The 21675-nt window shown below is 69.1% G+C and carries 22 protein-coding genes; 13 read left to right on the top strand and 9 right to left on the bottom strand.

From position 1 onward, the window contains the following. Positions 1-269: 269 nt before the first annotated feature. Complete coding sequence (gene trkA / locus FZP69_RS05560) at positions 270-1625, top strand: Trk system potassium transporter TrkA (protein WP_275689341.1); 1356 nt, start codon at positions 270-272, stop codon at positions 1623-1625. Positions 1626-1634: 9 nt separating this feature from the next. Here the strand turns inward: trkA and FZP69_RS05565 are convergent, their stop codons facing one another. Then, complete coding sequence (locus FZP69_RS05565; protein WP_152040355.1) at positions 1635-2093, bottom strand: universal stress protein; 459 nt, start codon at positions 2091-2093, stop codon at positions 1635-1637. 346 nt (positions 2094-2439) lie between these two features. Between FZP69_RS05565 and FZP69_RS05570 the strand changes: the two genes are divergently transcribed. Next, positions 2440-4044 (top strand): TrkH family potassium uptake protein, encoded by a 1605-nt coding sequence (locus tag FZP69_RS05570; protein WP_152040356.1) that lies wholly within the window; start codon positions 2440-2442, stop codon positions 4042-4044. A 48-nt stretch (positions 4045-4092) separates the two neighbouring features. Here FZP69_RS05570 and FZP69_RS05575 read toward each other — a convergent pair whose 3' ends face one another. Then, entirely contained in the window at positions 4093-4488 is a 396-nt protein-coding gene (locus FZP69_RS05575) for a hypothetical protein (protein WP_152040357.1), read from the bottom strand. Positions 4489-4677: 189 nt separating this feature from the next. Between FZP69_RS05575 and FZP69_RS05580 the strand changes: the two genes are divergently transcribed. From FZP69_RS05580 to FZP69_RS22400, 5 genes are all read left to right on the top strand, one after another. Continuing rightward, positions 4678-5112 carry a hypothetical protein gene (locus tag FZP69_RS05580; protein ID WP_152040358.1) on the top strand — a complete coding sequence of 145 codons (435 nt, stop codon included), beginning with the start codon at positions 4678-4680 and terminating at the stop codon, positions 5110-5112. Positions 5113-5300: 188 nt separating this feature from the next. Continuing rightward, the gene (locus tag FZP69_RS05585) at positions 5301-7142 is read left to right on the top strand and encodes an SLC13 family permease (protein ID WP_152040359.1); all 1842 of its coding nucleotides are present in this window, start codon (positions 5301-5303) and stop codon (positions 7140-7142) included. Between the two features lie 317 nt (positions 7143-7459). After that, positions 7460-8854: an APC family permease gene (locus FZP69_RS05590; protein ID WP_152040360.1), complete on the top strand. Its 1395-nt coding sequence runs from the start codon at positions 7460-7462 to the stop codon at positions 8852-8854. 15 nt (positions 8855-8869) lie between these two features. Further along, complete coding sequence (locus FZP69_RS05595; RefSeq protein WP_152040361.1) at positions 8870-9556, top strand: potassium channel family protein; 687 nt, start codon at positions 8870-8872, stop codon at positions 9554-9556. Positions 9557-9636: 80 nt separating this feature from the next. Continuing rightward, positions 9637-9813 (top strand): hypothetical protein, encoded by a 177-nt coding sequence (locus FZP69_RS22400; protein WP_192918481.1) that lies wholly within the window; start codon positions 9637-9639, stop codon positions 9811-9813. 49 nt (positions 9814-9862) lie between these two features. Here the strand turns inward: FZP69_RS22400 and FZP69_RS05600 are convergent, their stop codons facing one another. Continuing rightward, complete coding sequence (locus FZP69_RS05600; RefSeq protein WP_152040362.1) at positions 9863-10879, bottom strand: alcohol dehydrogenase catalytic domain-containing protein; 1017 nt, start codon at positions 10877-10879, stop codon at positions 9863-9865. 227 nt (positions 10880-11106) lie between these two features. On the opposite strand from FZP69_RS05600, the gene FZP69_RS05605 reads away from it, so the two are divergent. Then, positions 11107-11571 (top strand): pyridoxamine 5'-phosphate oxidase family protein, encoded by a 465-nt coding sequence (locus FZP69_RS05605; RefSeq protein ID WP_152040363.1) that lies wholly within the window; start codon positions 11107-11109, stop codon positions 11569-11571. A 6-nt stretch (positions 11572-11577) separates the two neighbouring features. On the opposite strand, the gene gatA is transcribed toward FZP69_RS05605, so the two are convergent. Beyond that, the gene (gene gatA, locus FZP69_RS05610) at positions 11578-12849 is read right to left on the bottom strand and encodes an Asp-tRNA(Asn)/Glu-tRNA(Gln) amidotransferase subunit GatA (RefSeq protein ID WP_152040364.1); all 1272 of its coding nucleotides are present in this window, start codon (positions 12847-12849) and stop codon (positions 11578-11580) included. Position 12850: 1 nt separating this feature from the next. Continuing rightward, positions 12851-13129, bottom strand: coding sequence for an Asp-tRNA(Asn)/Glu-tRNA(Gln) amidotransferase subunit GatC (gatC, locus tag FZP69_RS05615; RefSeq protein WP_152040365.1), 279 nt, complete (start codon positions 13127-13129; stop codon positions 12851-12853). 277 nt (positions 13130-13406) lie between these two features. Here gatC and FZP69_RS05620 point away from each other — a divergent pair, with 277 nt between their 5' ends. Continuing rightward, positions 13407-14396 carry a transcription initiation factor IIB gene (locus tag FZP69_RS05620; protein ID WP_152040366.1) on the top strand — a complete coding sequence of 330 codons (990 nt, stop codon included), beginning with the start codon at positions 13407-13409 and terminating at the stop codon, positions 14394-14396. Here the strand turns inward: FZP69_RS05620 and FZP69_RS05625 are convergent. After that, entirely contained in the window at positions 14389-15204 is an 816-nt protein-coding gene (locus FZP69_RS05625; protein WP_152040367.1) for a DUF429 domain-containing protein, read from the bottom strand. The genes FZP69_RS05620 and FZP69_RS05625 overlap by 8 nt on opposite strands. Before the next feature lie 321 nt (positions 15205-15525). On the opposite strand from FZP69_RS05625, the gene FZP69_RS05630 reads away from it, so the two are divergent. After that, positions 15526-15996, top strand: coding sequence for an NUDIX hydrolase (locus FZP69_RS05630; protein ID WP_152041524.1), 471 nt, complete (start codon positions 15526-15528; stop codon positions 15994-15996). A 125-nt stretch (positions 15997-16121) separates the two neighbouring features. After that, the gene (locus FZP69_RS05635) at positions 16122-16952 is read left to right on the top strand and encodes a high-affinity nickel-transporter protein (protein ID WP_152040368.1); all 831 of its coding nucleotides are present in this window, start codon (positions 16122-16124) and stop codon (positions 16950-16952) included. Positions 16953-17024: 72 nt separating this feature from the next. On the opposite strand, the gene FZP69_RS05640 is transcribed toward FZP69_RS05635, so the two are convergent. The 3 genes from FZP69_RS05640 to FZP69_RS05650 are packed head-to-tail and all read right to left on the bottom strand — an operon-like array spanning position 17025 to position 19159. Continuing rightward, positions 17025-18212 carry an asparagine synthase C-terminal domain-containing protein gene (locus FZP69_RS05640; protein WP_152040369.1) on the bottom strand — a complete coding sequence of 396 codons (1188 nt, stop codon included), beginning with the start codon at positions 18210-18212 and terminating at the stop codon, positions 17025-17027. After that, positions 18212-18895: a PHP domain-containing protein gene (locus FZP69_RS05645; protein WP_152040370.1), complete on the bottom strand. Its 684-nt coding sequence runs from the start codon at positions 18893-18895 to the stop codon at positions 18212-18214. The genes FZP69_RS05640 and FZP69_RS05645 overlap by 1 nt, the downstream gene beginning before the upstream one ends. A 60-nt stretch (positions 18896-18955) precedes the next feature. Beyond that, positions 18956-19159 carry a hypothetical protein gene (locus FZP69_RS05650; protein WP_152040371.1) on the bottom strand — a complete coding sequence of 68 codons (204 nt, stop codon included), beginning with the start codon at positions 19157-19159 and terminating at the stop codon, positions 18956-18958. A gap of 215 nt (positions 19160-19374) precedes the next feature. Between FZP69_RS05650 and FZP69_RS05655 the strand changes: the two genes are divergently transcribed. Beyond that, positions 19375-20589, top strand: a complete 1215-nt coding sequence (locus tag FZP69_RS05655; protein WP_152040372.1) for a CaiB/BaiF CoA transferase family protein — start codon at positions 19375-19377, stop codon at positions 20587-20589. After that, positions 20590-21672 carry a LeuA family protein gene (locus FZP69_RS05660; RefSeq protein ID WP_152040373.1) on the top strand — a complete coding sequence of 361 codons (1083 nt, stop codon included), beginning with the start codon at positions 20590-20592 and terminating at the stop codon, positions 21670-21672. Positions 21673-21675: the final 3 nt, after the last annotated feature.

The following is a 21675-nucleotide window of genomic DNA, read 5'->3' on the forward strand; positions in this document are numbered from 1 at the left end:
AGCCCGCCTCGCACGCCGCCGGCCTCCCACACCTCGACGCTGCGGACGTTCACTGTCCCGCCCGACCGCTGGACGGCTCGTTCGACCCGTAGCCCCTCTCCCTCGCGCTCTCGCGCTCGCTCGAACCCCTATCCCATCCCCGTCCCCATCTCCGTCGGTGAGGCGGCCGTCCTCGTCGACGTTCCCGTCGTCCCCGCCCCTGCCACAGTTCGAAACTCACGGTTGAGAGCCGAAAGGAAATACTCATACACGCACCGCGTACAAGAACGGTGCATGGGTGGCAGACGGTGCGCGTAGTCATCATCGGAGCCGGGCAGGTCGGGTCGTCGATCGCGGCCGACCTGGACAGTTCTCACGAGGTCGTCGTGGTCGAACGCGACCCGGATCGCGCCGAGGAACTCAACTACTCGCTGGACGTGCTGGCGATCCAGGGCGACGGCACCGCCGTCTCGACGCTCGAGGAGGCGGGCGTCGAGGAGGCGGACATGGTGATCGCCTCGACCGACAACGACGAGACCAACATCGTCGCCTGTTCGACGGTGAAGGCCATCTCGAACGTGTTCACCATCGCCCGCGTCAAGAACACGGAGTACCTCTGGACGTGGCGTCGCTCGGAGAAGGCGTTCGGCGTCGACTTCATGGTGTGTACGAACCTGCTCACCGCCGAGGCCATCGTGCGCGTCGTCGGCCTGCCGGCCGCGAGGGACGTCGACCCCTTCGCCGGCGGCCGCGTCCAGATGGCCGAGTTCGAGGTCGACGAGTCGAGCCCCATCGCCGACCAGACGGTTCAGGAGGCCGACCGCTTCGAGGCACTCACGTTCGCGGCCATCGTCCGCAACGGCTCCGTCGAGATCCCCCGTGGCGAGACGGTGATCCAGGCGGGCGACCGCGTCGTCGTCATCGGATCGCCCCGGTCGGTCCAGGAGTTCGCCGGGACGGTCGCGCCCGAGGAGTCCCCCGGAACCGCCGAGGAGGTCGTCATCGTCGGGGGGTCGGAGATCGGTTTCCACGTCGCGCGCCTGCTCGAGGAACGCGGCTTCAGCCCCCGCCTCATCGAACAGGACTCCGACCGGGCGCGCGAACTCGCCGAAGAACTCCCCGGCACGGTCGTGATGGAGTCGGACGCGACGGATCTGGAGTTCCTCGAGCGCGAGCACGTCGGCGAGGCCGACATGGTCATCGCCGCGCTCGACTCCGACGAGAAGAACCTGCTCGTCTCCCTCCTGGCGAAACGACTCGGCGTCGAACGCACCGTCGCCGTCATCGACACCACCGCGTACGTCGAACTGTTCGAGGCGGTCGGCATCGACGTCGGCGTCTCGCCGCGCGAGGTCGTCGCCGAGGAGATCACCCGCTTCACCCGTGAGGGTGGCGCGGAGAACGTCGCGCTCATCGAGTCGGACAAGGCCGAAGTCCTGGAGATCGAGATCGACACCGACAGCGTGCTCGCGGGGAAGGCGATCCGTGACGGCGTCGCGGACCTCCCCGACGGCGTCGTCATCGGGGCCATCACCCGCGACCGGGAGTTCGTCGTCCCCCGTGGGAACACGGTCGTCGAGCGGGGCGACCACGTCGTCGTCTTCGTCGACGCCGACGTCAGCGAAGAGGTCTCGAAGCTGTTGTGACGGTCCGGCCTACGCGGCGTCCGGGTCGACGACCACGACGGGGCGGGTCGTCCGCCTCATGACGCTCTGCACGACGGCGCCGAAGAGCACGCTCTCGACTGCGCCCCGCTTGCGGCCGCTCAGCACGATGGCGTCCGCGTCGATCGCGTCCGCGAGCGAGACGATCCCTTCCGTCGGCGGATACGGGTGTTCCACGTCACGGATCTCGGTCTCGATACCGCGCTCCGCCAGCCAGTCGGCGGCGTGTCTGACAGCCCCGACGCGCTGGGCACTCCTGAACTCCCTCGGCGTCTGGAGTTCCTCCCCGTGCAGGACGTGTGTGAGCGTGGCCAGGACGCTGTCGGGCGCGGTCGGGAGTGAAGCGACGTACCGTGCCTGAGCGAGGGCGTTCGCCTCGGTGTCGCCGATCGCGAGTAACACGCGGTACTGTGGGCGGTCCCCGCCGAGGTCGGTGGTGTGAGTCGTCATCTAGCGCACCGTCGCCCCAGGTGTACGTCGTGTGACGAGATAAACCGTGTCGGACCAGCTCTGGCCCGCTTTCGCCGAACACCTCGGACCGGCCGACCACGAACGCGCCGTCCACCGTGGCCGACGGTGGTCCGACACCGACGGGACTCGATCTCGCGGGTTCGAGGTCGGAGCGACGGGGCCGTCCGCATCCTGACACGACGGTCGCGCGCAACTACTCCCGTCGGGTCGATCGCGCGCAGTCGTGTGGTCACGGGAATCGATGCCGTGCACCCGCGACGACACTTCAGTAACTTAAAGAGCCGCTCGCAACACGTCCCGGTGTGTCTCGAATGGGTGGTCGGGTGTGAAGCTCCGCGTCGACTACCGGGCGAGTCTCAGCCTCGTCGGGAGCGTCCTGAAGTACCTCTCCGTTCCGCTCGTCATCCCGCTCGTGACGGCGCTCGTCTACGACGAGACGATCCTCCCGTTCGTCGTGACAATCGCCCTGACGATCGTCGTCGGGGTGGGGCTAGAGCGGCTCAAACCCGACCCAGACATCCTCGCCCGCGAGGGGTTCCTGATGGTCGGGATGACGTGGCTCGCCGTCAGCCTCGTCGGGAGCGTCCCGTATCTCGTCGAGGCCTACGGTGTCCCGTTTGTGGCACCGCCGGTCCACCCCACGTCGACGCTCGCGAACCCCGCCAACGCCCTGTTCGAGTCGATGTCCGGCTTCACCACCACGGGGGCGACCGTCCTCGGCGACATCTCCTACGACACCCACACTCGCGGGATCATGATGTGGCGACAGCTCACGCAGTGGCTCGGCGGGATGGGGATCGTCGTCCTCGCGGTCGCCATCTTACCGGAGCTCTCCGTGGGTGGCGCACAGCTGATGGACGCCGAGGCACCCGGACCGGGCATCGAGAAACTCAGTCCCCGTATCGCCGAGACCGCCCGCGCGCTCTGGGGCGCGTACCTCGGGTTCACCGTGCTCGAGATCGGGCTGCTGTACGGCCTGCACGTCGGCGGGCTCGCGCCGAACATGGACGCGTACAACGCCATCGCCCACGGGCTCACGACGATGCCCACGGGGGGGTTCTCGCCCGAAGCGCGGAGCATCGAGGCCTTCTCGGCGGCCGTCCAGTGGGTGATCATCCCCTTCATGATCGCCGCCGGGACGAACTTCGCGCTGTTCTGGCACGTGCTCACGGGCGACCCGCGCCGACTCGTCCGCGACGCGGAGTTCCGGTTTTACACTGGCGCGCTGGCCGTCGTCACCGCCATCGGCGCCGGCCTCCTGTTCACGGGCGTGGGTTTCGTCGACGTCGTCCCGGCCGGCGAGACGTACGACGCGAGCTACCTTGAGACGTTCCGCGGTGCAGTCGTCGGCTCCGTCGAGCCGTCGGTCCGTCACGCGGCGTTCCAGGCCGTCTCGATCGTGACGACCACGGGGTATGCGAGCATGGATTTCAACGCGTGGTCCGCACCCGCACAGTACGTGTTGCTGTTCGCGATGTTCATCGGCGGCTCCGCCGGCTCCACGGGCGGGAGCGTCAAGATCGTCCGGTGGTACGTGATCGTGAAGTCGCTCCGGCGGGAGCTGTTCACGACGGCCCACCCCGACGCGGTCCGCCCGGTCAGACTCGGGGGACGCACCCTCGACGAGCGGGCCATCCGGGGCATCTACGCGTTCACGCTCCTCTATTTCGTTCTCTTCTTCGTGGCTACCATCGCCCTCTTCGTCGACGCGGTACGCGTCGGCCAGTCGCTGTCCGTCCTCGAGGCGATGAGTGCGGTCGCGGCGACGCTCGGCAACGTCGGTCCGGGCTTCGGCACCGTCGGGCCGATGGGGTCGTACCTCGCCTTCTCGGACCTCGGCAAGCTGTTCATGACCGTCCTGATGTGGGCCGGTCGGCTCGAGATCATCCCGGTGCTCGTGCTGTTCACGCCGGAGTACTGGCAGCGGTGACCCTCGACCGCGAGCGACGGGGATCCGGCCGCTCGTCCGTTCCGTCGGTCACCGACGCAGCACGGTCAGGTCGACGCGGTCGAGGAGGCGGCCGGCGGCCACGAGGACGACTCCGACGGCCGCGAGCGTCACCGCGGTCGCCGGAGTCGTGAGCACGCCGAGCCACGACAGCGCCGCGACGACGAGGAAGCCGACGCCGACGCCCGCCAGCGCGCGCGGGAGTCGAGACCGTCGGTCGGGGTTCTCCGCCGCGTCGAACCGTTCGTCGAGACGCGTCCGGGGGACGGATTCGACTGCGCCCCCGTGGACGCGCTCGCCGTCCTCGTCGGCCACCCGAAGGAGCGTCACTGCGCCGTCGTCGAGGCCGACGACGCGGTAGACGCCCGGGTCGGCGGTCCCGTTCTTCGGCCGGTAATGTTCGTAGGGGGCTGGCCGCTGTCCCATACCCTCGACCAGCGGTCGAGCTACCTAAACGCTCGGGGTGGGTGCGACCCGTACGCAGGCTCGTCGGTCGTCGGTCGTCGGGAGCACGCCCCGGTGACGGACTTCGAAGTCACAAAACGTTTAACACGACAGACGGACTGCACGATACGTTCCCGCGATCTCCCACGCGGGACGGTCCCCCTCCAACACATGTCGTCACGATACGCCACCGCCGACTCCTCCACGATCGGTATCGCCTGGGCCGCCCTCGTCGCGTACTCGCTCGTCGTCTGCGCCCTCCACTTCGGCGGCCTCGAATACGAGATATACACCGCAATCTGGTGGTGGGATCTGCTGACCCACTCGCTGTCGGGGTTCGGTGTCGCCGCCTGGCTCTGCTTCGTCCGGTTCACGCCGTTCGAGCCGACCCACCTCATCGCCCTCCCCCTCGCCGTGGTCGCCATCGGTGCCGGGTTCGAGGTGTACGAGTACCTCTTCAAGGACTTCTACGTCGAGTGGACGCTCGCCTTCTACGCCGTCGACACGGTCCTCGACCTGATCCTCGACGGTGTCGGCGCGCTCGTCTTCGCGCTCTGGTACGCGGGTCGGCGAAGGGACGACGTGACCGGCGCCACACAGTCGTAGAGCGCTGACCAGTCCCCGTCGGTCCCGACGGTCGGGTCGCGGTCAGAAGCCTCACCGTGGTGTCCGTCCCGACCGGTGGCGGTTCTCGGGCGGACAGACGCTCGTACTGGCGTCTCTTGGAACCGTGCCTCTTCGCCGAACGCGGTGGTAGAAAGGATAATATCAGTTCCGAGCACTGTAGTGTGTGAATGGTTACCGTAACCCTCGGGATGGCGATCGTCTTCGCCCTCATCGGCGGGGCGCTGGTCCTGTTCGTCTCCGAAGCGCTCCCGGCGGACGTCACGGCGATCGCCGTGCTGGTCGCCCTGGCTCTACTCGAGCCGTGGACCGGCGTGTCGGCGAGAATGGCCATCGCCGGCTTCGCCAGTTCGGCGACAGTGACGATCCTCGCGATGTACATCCTCTCGGAGGGGGTCCAGCGAACCGGGGTGGTCGATCGGCTGGGGGTCACGCTGGCGAGAGTGACGAAGGGCGACGAGCGTCGGCTGCTGGCCGCCACGGTGGGTTCGACCGGCGTGGCCGCCGGCATCATCAACAACACGCCCGTCGTCGCCGTCTTCATCCCGATGATCACGGGCCTGGCCGAGCGGGCCGGTCTCTCGCCGTCGAAGCTCCTCCTGCCACTGTCCTACGCCGCGATGCTCGGGGGCACGCTGACGCTCATCGGCACGGCCACGAACCTGCTGGCGAGTGACCTCTCTCGGCAGTTGCTCGACCATCCCATCGGCATGTTCGAGTTCACCCCGCTTGGCATACTCGTCCTGTTGGCCGGGATCGCGTATCTCCTCACGGTCGGTCGCCGGCTGACGCCCGCTCGGATCCCGCCCGAATCCGACTTCACGGCCGAGTTCGAACTCGATCGCTACCTCTCTCGGGTCCAGCTCCGGGAGGACTCACCGCTGGCCGGGTTGCCGATCGCCCGGGCTCACGAACGGTTCGACGAGGACGAGGCCGACCTCGACATCCTCCAGGTCGAGCGCGACGGCGAGACGTACCTCGCAGGCTGGAGTGACCACGTCCTCGAACCCGGTGACGTGCTGGTCGTTCGTTCCACGCTTCAGGCCCTCAACCGGATAACCGAGGCGATAGGTGTCCGTCAGCTCCCCCACGAGGACGTCGACGAAACCGACCTTCTGGGCGACGTCGGAACGCTCGTCGAGGCCGTCGTTCTCCCGGATTCGGGACTGGTCGGCGAGACGGCGGACGAGGCCGGGCTCGACCGGGCCCTGGCCACGACAGTCCTCGCGGTCCGCCGCGGACCGGACACGATCCGGACCGACCTCGACGAGTTCGTGTTCAAGGCCGGCGACACGCTCTTGCTCCAGACGACCGAGCCGGCCGTTCAGTTCCTCACCGAAGAGGGGGACCTGCTCGTAAGCGAGCACTCGGAGAGCGAACTCCCCCAGCCCGACGTGGATGATGAGGACCTGGCGCCACTCAGTCCGAAGACCCCCTACGCCCTGGCGATCATGGCCGGCGTCATCGGGCTTGCGGCGCTGGGATGGGTGCCGATCGTCATCGCCGCCCTCGGCGGTGTCGTCGCGATGATCGCCACCGGTTGTCTCAGTTCCTCGGACGCCTACGACGCCGTGTCGTGGAACGTCATCTTCCTCTTGGCGGGCATCCTCCCGCTAGGGATCGCGATGCAACAGACCGGCGGCGATGCGCTCGTGTCCTCGGCTCTCGTCGGCGCGGCGGACGTCTTGCCGGTGCTGGGACTCCTCGCGCTGTTCTACCTGCTGACGGCGGTGTTGGCGAGCGCGATCACCCCGGTTGCGACCGTCGTGCTGATGATCCCGGTGGCAGTCGATACCGCGACGCGCATCGGCGCCGACGGCTTCGCCTTCCTGCTCGCCGTGACCTTCGCGGCCTCGGGCGCGTTCATGACGCCGATCGGATACCAGACCAACCTCATGGTGTACGGTCCCGGTGGGTACACGTTCACCGACTACTTCCGCGTCGGTGCGCCGCTGCAGCTCGTTCTGACCGTGGTCGTCACCCTGGGAATCGCGGTCCTCTTTGGCGTCTGACAGCGACGGTCGCGAGGGCAGCTGACGTCTCCGCCGTCGCCCGAGCCACCCGAACCACCCGCCCGGGAGACGGTGTGACGAGGAGAGCGAGGCGTGTCGGACCGAGAGAGCTCGTCGAATCGAGAACGCCACGCCGACGAGCGCTCCGAGCATGCGCTCGCACGAACGCCGCACTCCGCGGACGATCCGCGACAAGAGCGCCCTCTGGTGTCCAGCACAGGGGAGTCCGGTCGACCGGGATTTTATATCGGACGATGCAGACGTCCCATGCGCATGTCCTCGGTGGATCTGCAGCGGGGGCGACAGGGGTCGGATAGATGAGCCACTCGGGTGGACGGGAACCGACCGCGAGCCTGAGCCTCCTCGACGCGACGATGGTCGGCATCGGCGCGATGATCGGCGCGGGGATCTTCGTGCTCACGGGGCTCGCCGTGGATATCTCGGGGCCGGCGGCACTCCTCGCGTTCGCACTCAACGGCGGCGTGACGACGTTCACGGCGCTGTCGTACGCGGAACTCGCCGCCGCGATCCCCCGAAACGGTGGGGGGTACGCCTACGTCCGCGAGGTGTTCTCCGCACCGGTGTCGTTCGTCATGGGGTGGACACGGTGGTTCACCTACATGATCGCCGGATCGCTGTACGCGCTCGGCTTCGCGTCGAACTTCGTCGAGTGGGGCCACCTGTACGGGATCGACCTGCCCGGCCCCGCCGTCGGGTACGCCCTCTTGGCGGTGGCGGCGCTGGTGACGCTGAACGCGCTCTCGACCGAGGCCTCGGGCAAGGGCGAGACGGTGATCACCATCGTGAAGATCGCCATCCTCGGCGTCTTCGTGGCGTTCGGTCTCACCGCCGCGCGCACCGGCGAGTTCGAGCCGCTGTTCTCGAAGGGGGCACTCTCGGTGCTCCCGGCGATGGGGCTGACGTTCATCGCCTTCCAGGGGTACGACCTCATCGCCACCGTCACTGAGGAGGTCGAGAACCCGCGGGTGAACATCCCCCGGGCGATCCTGCTGTCGGTCGTCGTGACCGTCGTGGTCTACCTGCTGGTGGTGTTCGTCGCTATCGGCACCCTCGGCGCGGAGGCGCTCGGCGGGGCGGGCGAGACGGCCATCGCGCAGGCCGCGGAGGGGTTCATGCCGACCTTCCCGGTGCTCGGGACCGGCGCGTCGCTCATCGCCTTCGGTGCCGTCTTCTCGACCATCTCGGCGCTGAACGCCGTCGTCATCGGCTCCTCGCGCGTGGCGTTCGCGATGGGCCGCGAGGGACAGCTTCCAGCCAGGCTCGGCCGTTTCCACCACCGCTACGGGACACCCCTGACGGCCATCGCCGCGAGCGCCGTGTTGATGCTCGTCGCCGTCGTCGTCGTCCCCATTCGGATCGTCGGCAACCTCGCGAGCCTCTTCTCGCTTCTGGGGTTCATCATCGTCAACGTCGCGCTCATCCGTCTGCGCTCGCAGCAGCCCGACCTCCAGCGTCCCTTCGAGGTTCCGCTCTACCCGTTGCCCCCCATCCTCGGCATCGTCTGTAACCTCCTGCTCGGGCTGTTCATCGACCCGTTCACCTGGGGGCTCGCGATCGCCTGGTTGGCGTTCGGCGGCGTCGTCTACTTGGTCTGGTCGCGACGGCGGGAGACGCCGCGCGACGAGGCGGCCGAGGTGACGGAGATCCAGGCGCCCGAGCCGATCGCCTCGGCCGAGGAGGGCGACGACTAATCCACACGACAACTCATGAGCAACTCACCAGTCCGTGACGACCCGACCGAAGCACAGGACCTCCGCGTCGTGATCGCTGGCGGCGGCCAGATGGGGATCAGGACGGCCGAACTCCTCGCCGACCGCGGCCACGACGTGGTCATCGTCGAGGAGGACCCCAAGCGCTGCGAGGAACTCACGGACGCGTACCTCGCGACGATCATCGAGGGCGACGCCTCGCGGCCGGAGACGCTCCGGCAGACACAGCCGAACCGGAGCGACGTCGTCGCCGCGCTCACGAACGACGAGACGGCGAACTTCGCCACCTGCATGGCCGCCCAGCGCATGGCCCCACAGGTGCGAACCGTGATGCGGGTCGACGGCACACCGGACGAACTGTACGAGGAGTACGTCGACGGGCTCGTCTTCCCCGAACGTCTCGGCGCGCGGGCCGCCACGAACGAGATCGCCGGCAGCGGCGTCCGGACCATCGAGGACGTCGCCGGCAACGTCGAGATCGTCGAGGTCGAGATCACGGAGGAAGCGCCCGTCGCCGGGAAACGACTCGACGAGGTTCGACTCCCCCGGGGGAGCCTCATCATCGTCGACTACCGGGGCGACCGGATCGGCGGCCCCGACACGGTGCTCGAGGTGGGGAACCGATACGTCGTCGCCGTCGAGTCGGAGGTGGCAGACGAGGTGATGAACCTCATGCGGGGGTAGCGCGGTCGTCGTCTCCCGTCGATTCTCGTGGTCGGGGAAGCATCGGTCGGATTGAGGACGTTGTGCCGCCAAGTAGCTGTATGACCCCGTGGGATCGACACGAAACGCATGCCCTCGTCGACGCGCTGCTCGACTCCAACCGGATCGACGCCGAGACCGCAGCGCGAGCGCACGAATTCGTCGACGGCGGCCACCCCTCCCGCGCCCTCACACTGGTTCGACTGGCGATCTCTCCGGTACTCGTGCTCCCCCTTTGAACGGGTCCTGACGTCGGAGCGTCGGTGCCGACCCCGTCTGCGACACGCCTCAATCGTCCGTCGTGACGACGAGTTTGCCGACGCTCTCGCGCGCCTGCATCGCCGCGAACGCCGCACCGGTCTCTTCCAGCGGGTACGTCGCGTCGATCACGGGAGAGAACTCGCCACTCGCGACCAGACCGACCAGCCGTTCGAGGTCGCGCTGGGTCCCCATCGTACTCCCCTCGACGCGCTTGTGCCCGAGGAACAGGTCCGGTACGTCGATCTCGGAGACGGAGCCGGCGGTCCGTCCACAGACCAGCATCCGTCCGCCGCGGCGCACGACGTCGAGGCCGACCGCGGTGTACGCTCCGCCGAGGTGGTTGAGCACCACGTCCGGCGTGCCGACCTCCGAGACGGCCGCGCGAATCTCGTCGGGGTCGTCCGATTCGATCGCGTGGTCCAGGCCGAGTGCCGCGACCCGGTCGAGCTTCGCCGCCGACGAGGACGTCCCGATCGTCCGCGCGCCCATCACGTCGGCGAGCTGGACGCTCGCCACCCCGACGCCGCCCGTCGCCCCGGGGACGAACACGAGATCGCCGGGACCGACGTCCGCGCGCCGGAGCATGTGGTACGCCGTCATGTACGCGGTCGGCAGGGCAGCCGCCGTCGTCGCCGTCACCGAGTCGGGCAGCCGAACGAGGCGGTCCGCCGCGACGACTGCGCGTTCGGCGAGTCCCCCGTGGTACAGCGAGAACGCCTCGCACAGGTTCTCCGGACCGTCGCGACAGAACCGGCAGGTCCCGCAGGTCTCGTTCGGACAGAGGACGACCCGGTCGCCGGGGTCGACGTCTGCCCCGTCGCCGACGGCGCGGACCACGCCGGCGACGTCGAGGCCGCTGACGAACGGGAGTTCGTCGGCGTCGACCATCGTCGACTCGCCCTCGAGGATCCAGAGGTCGTGGCGGTTGATAGCGCAGGCGTCGACGTCGACGACCGCCTCGCCGGGGCCGGGTTCAGGGTCGGGTCGGTCGATCACGCTCACGCCGTCTGGACCGATCAACTCGGTGAAAGCTGCGGCACGCATCGGCGGGGGTTCGGGGACGAACGGGAAATCGGTGGTGGTCCTTCGCGGTGACAGGGTCGATACCGCCGCGTGTTCGGGGACGAAAGTCGCGAGGAGGGTCGCTCGTCGGTGACGTCGTCGTCGCCGTCGAGTGCGACTCCCCCCGTCCGTCCTCCAATCCCTCTGTCCGTTCTCGGGGGCTGAGAGCACACACCACACTAAACACACACCGCACCGTACGTGAACGTATGACGACAGATCCGTACGGTCCGTGGACGGGCACGCCGATGGACGATCCGGACGTCGACGCGCTGCTCCGATCGAGCGGGTGGGGCGTCCTCTCGCTCGCGGACGACGACGAGCCGTACAGCGTCCCCATCTCGTTCGGCTACGACGGGGAGGACGTCTACTTCGCGTTCCTGCGGACGGGCGAGACGAGCCGGAAGTCCGCGTTCGTCGCCGACGGGAAGACGGCGCGGCTCCTCGTGACGGGCGTCAGGGCCCGCTTCGACTGGCAGTCGGTGGCCGTGACCGGCCCCGTCCAGGCGGTCGATTCGGACGACGACAGGTGGGAGGTGCTGGTCGACGTCCTCGACGAGAACCCGTGGTTCTCCTCGGCGTTCGTGGACGCCGAGAGCGTCGCGGGCGTCCGGGGATGGCGGCTCGAACCCGACTCGGTTCACGGACTGGAGGTCCGCCCCGGACGGGAGTGACACGCCTCAGGATTCGACCGCGCTCGCCGCACGGATCATCGTCGCCTCGTCGAACTTCGGCGCGATCAGCTGGAGCCCGACGGGGAGCCCCTCGGCCGTCCCCGCGGGCACCGAGATGGCGGGGAGGTTCGCGAGGTTCACCGGCACCGTGTTGGCGTCCATCAGGTACAGCTGCAGGGGGTCGTCGAGGCTCTCGCCGAGTTTCGGAGGCAGCACGGGCATCGTTGGCGACGCCACGAGGTCGACGTCCTCGAAGACGCTCTCGAAGTCCCGTCTGACCCACGCACGGGCGTCCTGGGCCTTCTTGTAGTACTTGTCGTGGTAGCCGGCCGACAGCGCGTACGTCCCGAGGAGGATCCGTCGTTTGACCTCGGCGCCGAACCCCTCCTCCCTGGTCTCGGCGAACGCCTCGTTCCAGTTGCCGTCGCCGCTCGCGTGTCCGTAGCGGACGCCGTCGAAACGCGCGAGGTTCGACGACGCCTCCGACATGGCGATAACGTAGTACGCCGCCAGCGCGTGCTCGATCGACTCGAGCGACACTTCCTCGTACGTTGCTCCGCGCGACTCGAGCGCCGACACGGCATCCCAGAACGTCTCGACGACGGCCTCGTCGGCGCCGTCGACCAGTTCGGTCGGCACGCCCAGTGTGAGGCCGTCGACGTCGCCGTCGGCAGCGGCGGCGTAGTCGGAGCCGTCGCCGGCGTCGACCGTCGTCGAGTCGCGCGGGTCGGAGCCGGCGAGGACGTCGAGGAGCGCCGCGGCCTCCGCGACGGTTGGCGCGATGGGACCGATCTGTTCGAGGGAGTTGGCGTAGGCGACGAGGCCGTATCTGGACACCAGCCCGTACGTCGGCTTGATGCCGACGACGCCGCAGAAGGCGGCAGGACAGCGAATGCTCCCGCCCGTGTCCGAGCCGAGCGCGAGGTCGGCCTCGCCCGCGGCGACCGCCGCGGCCGACCCACCCGACGAGCCGCCGGGGACGCGGTCGGTGTCGACGGGGTTCTTCGCCGGGCCGAACGCCGACGTCTCGGTCGTCGTCCCCATGCCGAACTCGTCCATGTTCGACTTGCCGACGACGGTCGCGCCGGCCTCCTTCAGGCGGCTGACGACCGTCGCGTCGTACGGCGGGACGTAGTCGGCGAGCATCTTCGAACCACACGTGGTCCGGACTCCCTCGGTCGAGATGTTGTCCTTGACCGCGACCCGGGTGTCCGAGAGCGGCCCCTCGTCGGTGCCGGCGACCTCGGTCTCCGTGATGAACGCGTTCAGGTCGCTCATCTCACGACACCCGCGGTCCCTTGAACTGACCCGCTTCGGTCTCGGCGGCGTTCCGAAGCGCCTCCTCCTGGGTGAGTCCCTCGCGGACCTCGTCGGGGCGCATCACGTTCACGAGCTCCTCCTCGCTCTCGACTTCGGGGACCTCGTCCAGCGTGTCGAAGTACGACAGGATGTCGGCGAACTGGGCGGTGAACTCCTCGACTTCCTCGTCGGCGAGGTCGACGCGCGCCAGTTCGGCCACGTGACGCACCTCCTCGCTGTCGACGGGCGAATCGCTCATGTCTCAGCGAAACCGGAGCGCGGGAGTAAGGGTTTCGGTGAGCCGTCCGTCCGCACCGCGAACGTCTCGCGCCGACGCAACGTTCATATACCGACGACCGTTCACCACGCGTAATCGCACCGCATCCGAATCGTGTCGTTCTTTCGGCGACCTAACGGCACCGTGTGGTATTTTTCACGATCGTAACCGAGAGACGAATCCCCTGGTTTTAAGTACGTAGATTCGCTAACTATGGTACGGTAAAGAGCTGCCCCGCAGCCACTTCTTCCCCCAACCAATGACCGAAACCGTGAGAAGCTACGACCGAGACCGAAGTCGCGCACGCGCGCGCACAAAAGAGGACGAATCCACCGACTCCCCGGACGAGTCCCTCCACTGCCCCGAGTGCAACGGCCCGCTCGCGACCGACACCGAACACGGCGAGACCGTCTGTGACCACTGTGGGCTCGTCGTCGAGGAGGACGAGATCGACCACGGTCCCGAGTGGCGCGCGTTCGACTCGAAAGAGAAGGACCAGAAGTCCCGCGTCGGCGCGCCCACGACGAACATGATGCACGACAAGGGGCTGTCGACGAACATCGGCTGGCAGAACAAGGACGCCTACGGCAACTCGCTGTCGTCGCGCCAGCGCGAGAAGATGCAGCGCCTCCGCACCTGGAACGAGCGCTTTCGGACCAGGGACTCGAAGGAGCGCAACCTCAAGCAGGCGCTCGGCGAGATCGACCGCATGGCCTCGGCGCTGGGCCTGCCCGACAGCGTCCGCGAGACCGCCTCCGTCATCTACCGCCGCGCGCTTCAGGACGACCTGCTGCCCGGCCGTTCGATCGAGGGCGTCGCCACCGCGGCGCTGTACGCCGCCGCCCGCCAGGCTGGTACCCCCCGTTCGCTCGACGAGATCGCCGCCGTCTCCCGCGTCGAGAAGGACGAGATCGCCCGTACCTACCGCTACGTCGTCCGCGAGCTCAAGCTCGAGATCAAGCCCGCCGACCCCGAGCAGTACGTCCCGCGCTTCGCCAGCGACCTCGACCTCTCCGACGAGTCCGAGCGCCGTGCCCGCCAGCTGCTCCAGAACGCCAAGGAACAGGGCGTCCACTCGGGCAAGTCCCCGGTCGGCCTCGCCGCGGCCGCGGTGTACGCCGCCTCCCTGCTCACCAACGAGAAGGTGACTCAGTCGGAGGTCTCCGAGGTGGCGAACATCTCCGAAGTGACGATCCGCAACCGGTACCACGAACTGCTCGAGGCCGAAGAGCAGATCCAGCTCACGTAGACGGTTTCGTTTTACCTCCACTCACGTCGAACGCCCCTGGTGGTGCGTACGACATGGCTATCTGCCATCCCGTCTCGGGATCGCTCTGGATCTCTCCGTCGGTCGACGACGGCAGTGTGGCGACGTCGCTGCGGGCCGTGAGTGCGAGCACGAACGCGTCGAGCACGTCGTCGAACGTGACTTCTCGTTCGCTCGCCTCGCCGAGTACCTTCCACAAGTTGGTCGCCGTGTCGCCCTCGAACGACCCGTCGAGCAGGCGGTACCGTTCGAACAGACCAGCGTCCGAGTGAGGAGTCGATTTCGGGTTCGAGAGGGGCCCTCCCCTGTTCAGCGCGGTGAAGCAGAGTTCCGGATGGGTCTCGAAGAGCCGGTTCGACAGGTCGGCCACGGTTCGATCACACGATCGGACGAACTCGTCGACCTCAGCGATCTTCGGGAGCAACGAGAGCGTCTGGCTCGTGAGCCCTTTGCCGGTCGCCGCTTGCTGTGCCCGCCGTGCCGCTTCGCGTTTGTCATCTGTCGCGCCGATCCAGGCCTCCACGGCCTCGCGAACGGGCACCTGGAACACGCTCGATGGCGACGCGATGCGCTGTCGGGCGAGCGTATCACATCGACGTTTGTAGCCGTCCGTTTCACGATCCGTTGCGGAGACAAGACCGATTGGAACGTCCACGAGCACACGGTCACAAGCCTGACAGGCGTTCCACACGTCCTCGAACGTCTTCTTTGTCACCGTGGTGACGTCTGTTCCGTCCAGTTGTACGGCGATCCATCCCTCGTAACACCCATCGACACCGGCGACGATCATGTGACTTCTTCGTAAATAGTGAGCATGAACCTACGCACCGGGCCCCACACGATTTGCCCGACCCGTCCGACCTCGCAGTGTGGCCGCCGAGGCCGGTTCCCCGCCGAAGACGCCGTCTGGGTGCTCGTGCTGGTCGGTCTCTGGACGCTCGCATCGCCGTTCGTCTACAGCGTGAGCGGTCCAGCGTTCGACGACATCCTCGGGATCGGCGTCGTGACGACGGCGCTCGCGCCGTTCGTCGCGGTGGGAATCCGTCGAGACCGCGAGCAGGGGCGTTACTGCGAACGGAACGCCCAAGCGCGTTCGGCCGCACTCCCGTCCATGGAGACGACCCGCCACTTCACCGCCACGCTCTACATCGTCAACGACGGGGCGACGGCGCTCCACGCCCACCCGGGACTGGGCATCCGTCTCCCGCCCGGCGGCCACGTCGACCGCGACGAACTCCCTCACGAGACCGCCCTCCGCGAGGCACGCGAGGAGACCGGACTCGACCCGACGCTCCTCACCGACCACCGCGAGATCGGATCGGAGACGGCGCGGTCGCTCCCCCGACCGCGACACCTGATGCTCGCCGACGTCAACCGGTTCGGCGACCACGTCGGCCACCAGCACATCGACCACGTCTACTTCGCCACGGTCGAGACGCGCCGACTGGAGCCGGCCGACGGCGAGGAGCCGGCCGACGCGTGGGGATGGTACTCGAGAGACGGACTCCGCGCGGCCGACGTCGACGCCGACGTGTGCGAACTGGGGCTCGAGGCGATCGAGGCGGCCGCCGTCGCCGACTGATCGCTCGCCCCGCTCGCCGTCTCTCGACCTCGCACGACGCCGGCCCCGTCTCGCACGTCGCCGTCCCTCCGCCCCGCACGCCGGCGACCGGGTCGACTAAGTACCGGCCGGATGAGCCACGACTCATGTCACTCGTCACCGCCCTGGTCGCCGGTGGGCTGCTCGGGATCCGTCACGCGGTCGAGACCGACCACGTCGCCGCCGTCGCGGCGCTCGTCGACCGCGAGGACGACCGACCCGGGCTCGTCGGTGCCTCGTGGGGCGTCGGCCACTCGCTCCCCGTCGCGGCGGTGGGACTCGCCTTCCTCCTGCTCGGGATCCGCTTCCCGGAGGTGGTGTTCACCGCCGTCGAGGCGGTCGTCGGCGTCGTCCTCGTCGCGCTCGGGGTTCGGCTGCTCGCCGGCGAAGTCGTCCGACTCCGGCACGCGCACGGGGGCACCGACGACCACGGTCACTTCGGCGTCGGTTCGTTCCTGGTCGGCCTCACCCACTCGCACCGTTCGACGGTCGAGCACGAACACACCCACGCTCACACGGAGGATCACGGCGACGGACACACGCACGCACACGGTCACGACCACGGCGACGGACACACGCACCCGGGGCTGCCCGGTCGCGGGCCCGCCGTGCACGCACACGACGACCCGACGCCGGCGGCACGGCCGTTCGACCGGGGCGGCTTCGCCGTCGGGGCTATCCACGGCCTCGCGGGAAGCGGCGCGCTCGTCGTCGCGCTGGTCGCGACGGCCTCCTCCGTCGACAACGCGCTCGCCTTCCTCGGCGGCTTCTCGGTCTGTTCCGTGGCGACGATGGCCGCCGTCTCGGCGGTCTGGGGTCGGGCGCTCGACACGCGCGGGAGACGGCTCCTCGTCACGGTCGCCGGCGTCGTCGGCGCCGTCGTGGGTGCCGGTCTACTGGCCGAGGTCGCCGGAGTCGCGTCGCTGCTGGCGTTCTGATGTCGCCGCTGGCGTTCACGTACCGAGGTGACGCTGGTGCGGCATCGCCCGTCTCCCTGCTCCTCCGCCTTCTCAGCCGTCGTCGTGGCGGGTCTCGGCCGCATCGATCCCGTCGCCGTCAACCAGCGACCGTACGTACTGGCCGACGTGGTCGTCCATCCGCCGCTTGTACCCCGCCCGTCGTGCCAGCCGGTCGAGTTCGCGCGAGACGAGGCTGCCGTACTGGACGGCCTTCTTTTCGGCCGAGACGACCGACTCGGGGAGGACGCCGGCGGCGGCGCGTCTGAGCGCGACCTTCCGCTCGTCGTCTGTCGCGACGAGCGCGCCCGGGAGCGGTAGTGCCGCCCGGACGACGCGGTCGTGCAGGAACGGCGCGACGGGTTCGACGCCGGCCGCACGGAGGGCGAGGACGTCCCGTTCGAGCTGGCGAGGGAGCGTCTCGATCGTCTCGCGCCGCGCCCCCCGGACGGTGTCGGCGTCGACGCGGTCGTCGGCGGCGGGCGAGACCACCTTCGCGTAGCCGCCAAACAGTTCGTCTGCCCCCTGTCCCACGGCCACGCTCGAAAAGCCGTCCGCACGCGCCCGCTCGCCGACGAGGAACAGCGGGAGCGCGATCCCGACGTCCATCGGGTTGGTCCGTCCCGTCGCCGCGACGATCCGTGGGACCGCCCGGACGAGGTCGTCGTGGGTGAGTTCGACGACGCGGAGGTCGCCCTCGCGGTCCATCGCCGCGGCGGCCTCGCGGGCGGCGGCGACGTCGTGCGAGTCGGGGAAGCCGACGACGTAACAGGGCGCGCCGACACCGCTGGCGACGAGCGCCGAGTCGATCCCGCCGGAGAAGGCGACCGCGAGCCCGTCGGTGTCGACGCTCCGAACGGTGCCGAGCACGGCGTCGCGGACGGCCGCGACTGCGGCCTCGTGGTCCGTCTCCGGCGCGGGATCGGGGAGCGACCAGACGCGCTCGCCGGTGCCCGACGCCAGGTCACACACGCATCCCGCCTCGACGGACCGTGGGTCGTCGAGACGCGCGGGATCGACGCTCCAGCGGTCGCCGTCGACGAACACCGGCTGTCTCCCGAGCACGTCGCGGACGACCGTGCCGCCCCGCCCTGCGACGACGACGCCGTCCTCGTCGCGCCGGACGACGTCGGTCGTTCCGAGTGCGCCCGCGAACCCCCCCGTCCCGGGAAGCGGGTCGGCCGCGTCGAGCGCCGCCCGGACCAGCTCCGGCGTGGCGCCGCGGAGCGCGTCGCGTGGCATCAGAAGACGTCGAGAACCGTGTGTTTCACGCGGCGTGGCACGCCAGAGAGCGCCTGTCGGACGGAGACGCGCCACGGCGTCCGGCAGCCGACGACGCTCGTCCGGCCCTCGCTGACGGCGTCGAGGATCGCCGACGACGAGCGGTCGTCGGTGCCGACCTCGGTGACGGCGCGGGCGACCATCTCGGCGATGTGGGCGTCGCTCCCGGCGGTCATCGGGAGGCCGCGCTCCGTGGCGAACGACTCGGCCTTGCGGTTGGCGAGCCCGGTCAGGAGCCGCGAGTTGTACACCTCGATGGCGTCGGCGCTGGCGAGCTGGTCGCGCGAGACGTGGCGGGCGACGCCGTGACGCGACGTCTGGAACGGGTGGGGGACGACGGCGATGCCGCCGGCCTCGCGGATGCGGTCGAGCGTCTCGTCGAACGACAGCCCGGCGGGAACGAGTTCTTCGACCCCGAGCGCGAGCACGTGCCCCGCGGCCGACGAGATCTCCATCCCGGGGATGCCGACGAGATCGTACTCCGGCGCGACCGACGCGGCCTGCAGGCTGGCGTCGATCTCGTCGTGGTCGGTGACTGCGAGGGCGTCGAGTCCGGCCGCCCGGGCCCGTTCGAGGAGGTCCTCGACGGGGTCACGGCCGTCGTACGAGAGCGCGGAGTGTGCGTGCAGCTCGACCGATAACACGGGTACTGGTTGTGGGGGTCGGTAAAAAAGCGCCCCGGTCCGCTCCTGTCCACTCTCGGGTCACTCGCCGGCGACGATGCTCGGGCCGACGACGGCGACCGTCACGACGGCCACGGCGGCGACGCCGAGGGCGTAGAAGACGATCGGTTCTCCGATGTGTCCCTCGCCCAGTGCCGTGAGGAACTTGTGGTCGAGCGCGATCACGACCAGCCCCGCGAGCGCGAGCAGGATACCGAGGATGCCCCAGAGGCGTGACTCTTCCATCAGTCGGTGGTGAGTCGTGCAGCCGATTTATGCGTGTCGAAACCGCGTCGTCCGTCGACGTCCGCGCGCGGTGATCGTCGCCTGTCGGTCGGATACATGGGGTTCGCCGCCGCCGTCGCTGATAAACGCCCTACGCTCGGAGGGGCAAACCGTTTCACCCGGATGGCCGTAGGTGTGACCATGTGTGTCCGTACCACTGTCGTTCCGGGAGGACGATGACCGTCGCCGCCGAGCGGCCCGGTCCGCTCGACGGTCTCCGCGTCGTCGACTTCTCCGGGATGATCAGCGGCGGCTTCGCGACGCTCATGCTCGCGGACTGTGGGGCAGACGTCGTCTTCGCCGAACATCCGGAGCACCCCGACCCCCTGCGGGAGTGGCCGCCGTTCGAGGAGGGCGTCTCGCTGTGGTGGAAAGCCATCGCCCGGAACAAACGGTGTGTGACGCTGAACCTCTCGACCGACCGCGGGCGCGATCTCGCGCTCGACCTCGTGCGCGACGCCGACGTCGTCTTCGAGAACTTCCGCCCCGGCACGATGGAGCGCTGGGGGCTCGGGTACGACGACCTCCGGGAGGTGAACGAGTCGGTGATCATGGTCCGGATCTCGGGCTACGGGCAGACCGGCCCGCGCTCGGAGAAACCCGGCTTCGGCACCGTCGCCGAGGGTATCTCGGGATGGGCGCACGCCAACGGCTTCCCCGACCGCGAGCCGCTGCTCCCGCCGATCTCGCTGGCCGACCTCACCGCGGCACAGTTCGCCGTCATGTCGACGCTCATGGCCGTCTTCGAGCGCGACGTCGGCCGCGGCGGGAGCGGCGAGGGGCAGGTAATCGACGTCTCGCTGTACGAACCCCTCTTCCGACTGTTCGTCGGCGACGTCGAGGCGTTCGACGTACAGGGTGCCGTCCGCGACCGACGGGGGAACCAGCATCCGAACGCGGCCCCGCGGAACGTCTACGAGACCGCCGACGGCTACATCACCCTCTCGGCGTCGAACCAGCGCATCTGGGAGCGGGTGGCGCGCGCCATCGACCGCGAGGACCTGATCGACCAGGACCGGTTCGCCACCAACGAGAAGCGCGTCGAGAACGCCGACGCGCTCGACGCGGAGATCGAGGCGTGGACGCGCGAGCACTCGACCGATGAGGTGATCGAGACCATCGAGGCCGAGGGCGGCATCCTCGGGCCCGTCTACGACATGCGCGACGTCTTCGCCGACGAGCAGTACGCCGCCCGCGACGACGTCGTGACGGTCGACGACGAGGAGGTCGGCACGTTCCGAACCCACGGCGTGATTCCGAAGTTCTCCCGCACGCCGGGCGCGGTGACGCACGCCGGCCCGCCCCACGGCGCGCACAACGTCGAGGTCTACTCGGACCTCGGGCGCTCCGCCGAGGAGATCGCCGACCTCGAGCGCGAGGGGATCATCTGAATGCGACTCCAGGACGTCACGATCCGCGAGGGCGGGCAGATGCCCGGGCGGTCGTACGACGTCGACGACCGTGTGGCCGCGGCGCGCGCGCTCGACCGGCTCGGCCTCGACTTCGTGCAGGTCGGCTTCGCCGTCACGGGCGACCCCGACGCCGCCGCCATCGACCGCGCGGCGAGCGAGTGCGACGCCGACGTGGTCTCCATCGCCCGGGCGGTTCCCCGTGACGTCGAGGCCGCCCTCGACGCCGGCGCGGACGTCGTCGAGGTGTTCGGCCCGCTCTCCGATCTCCACCTCGACCACGCCGTCGGGAAGACGCGCGAGGAGATGCTGGCGGCGATGCGTACGGCCGTCGACCGGGTGCACGACGGTGGTGCCACGCCTACGCTGACGCTCGTCGACGCGTTCCGCACGCCGCCCGGCGTCGTCGCCGATGCGGTCTCGCGGTTCGACGACTGTGCGTTCGTGAGCTTCGCCGACACCGTCGGCAACTCGACGCCCCGGTCGGTTGGGGCGTTCCTCGACGCGGTCGGCGACAGGGTGGACCTCGGTCGCACGGGCGTCCACCTCCACGACGACCTCGGCTGTGCGACGGCGAACGCGCTCGCCGCGTACGAACGCGGCGTCGGGAAGGCCGACGTCTCGGTCGCCTCGCTCGGCGAGCGGGCGGGCAACACCGCGCTCGAGGAGCTGGTCGTCGCGGGCGTCCTCGACTACGACGAGCCGTTCGGCCTCTCGGTCGCGGCGCTCGTGCCGGCCTGCCGCGACGTCCTCGACGCGCTCGGGGAGGACGTCGACCCGCGCAAGGCCGTTCTCGGGGAGGCCGTCCACGAACACGAGTCGGGCATCCACGTCGCTGCCATGCTCGAGGAACCGGGCGCGATGGAGCCGTACGACCCCGCGCGGTTCGGCGGCTCCCGCGTCCTCGTGTTCGGCCCGAAGACCGGCCGCGGCGGGGCTCGTCGGCTGCTCGAACGGGCGGGGCGCGAGGTCACGGACGAACGCGTCGACCGCCTCGTGGCCCGGCTCGAACGGGAGGGACCGATGGAGCTGGCGGACGCGCTGGTAGTCGCGGGGGAGATCTGAGAC

The sequence above is a fragment of the Salinigranum salinum genome (assembly GCF_009176545.1).
Taxonomy (GTDB): Archaea; Halobacteriota; Halobacteria; order Halobacteriales; family Haloferacaceae; genus Salinigranum; species Salinigranum salinum.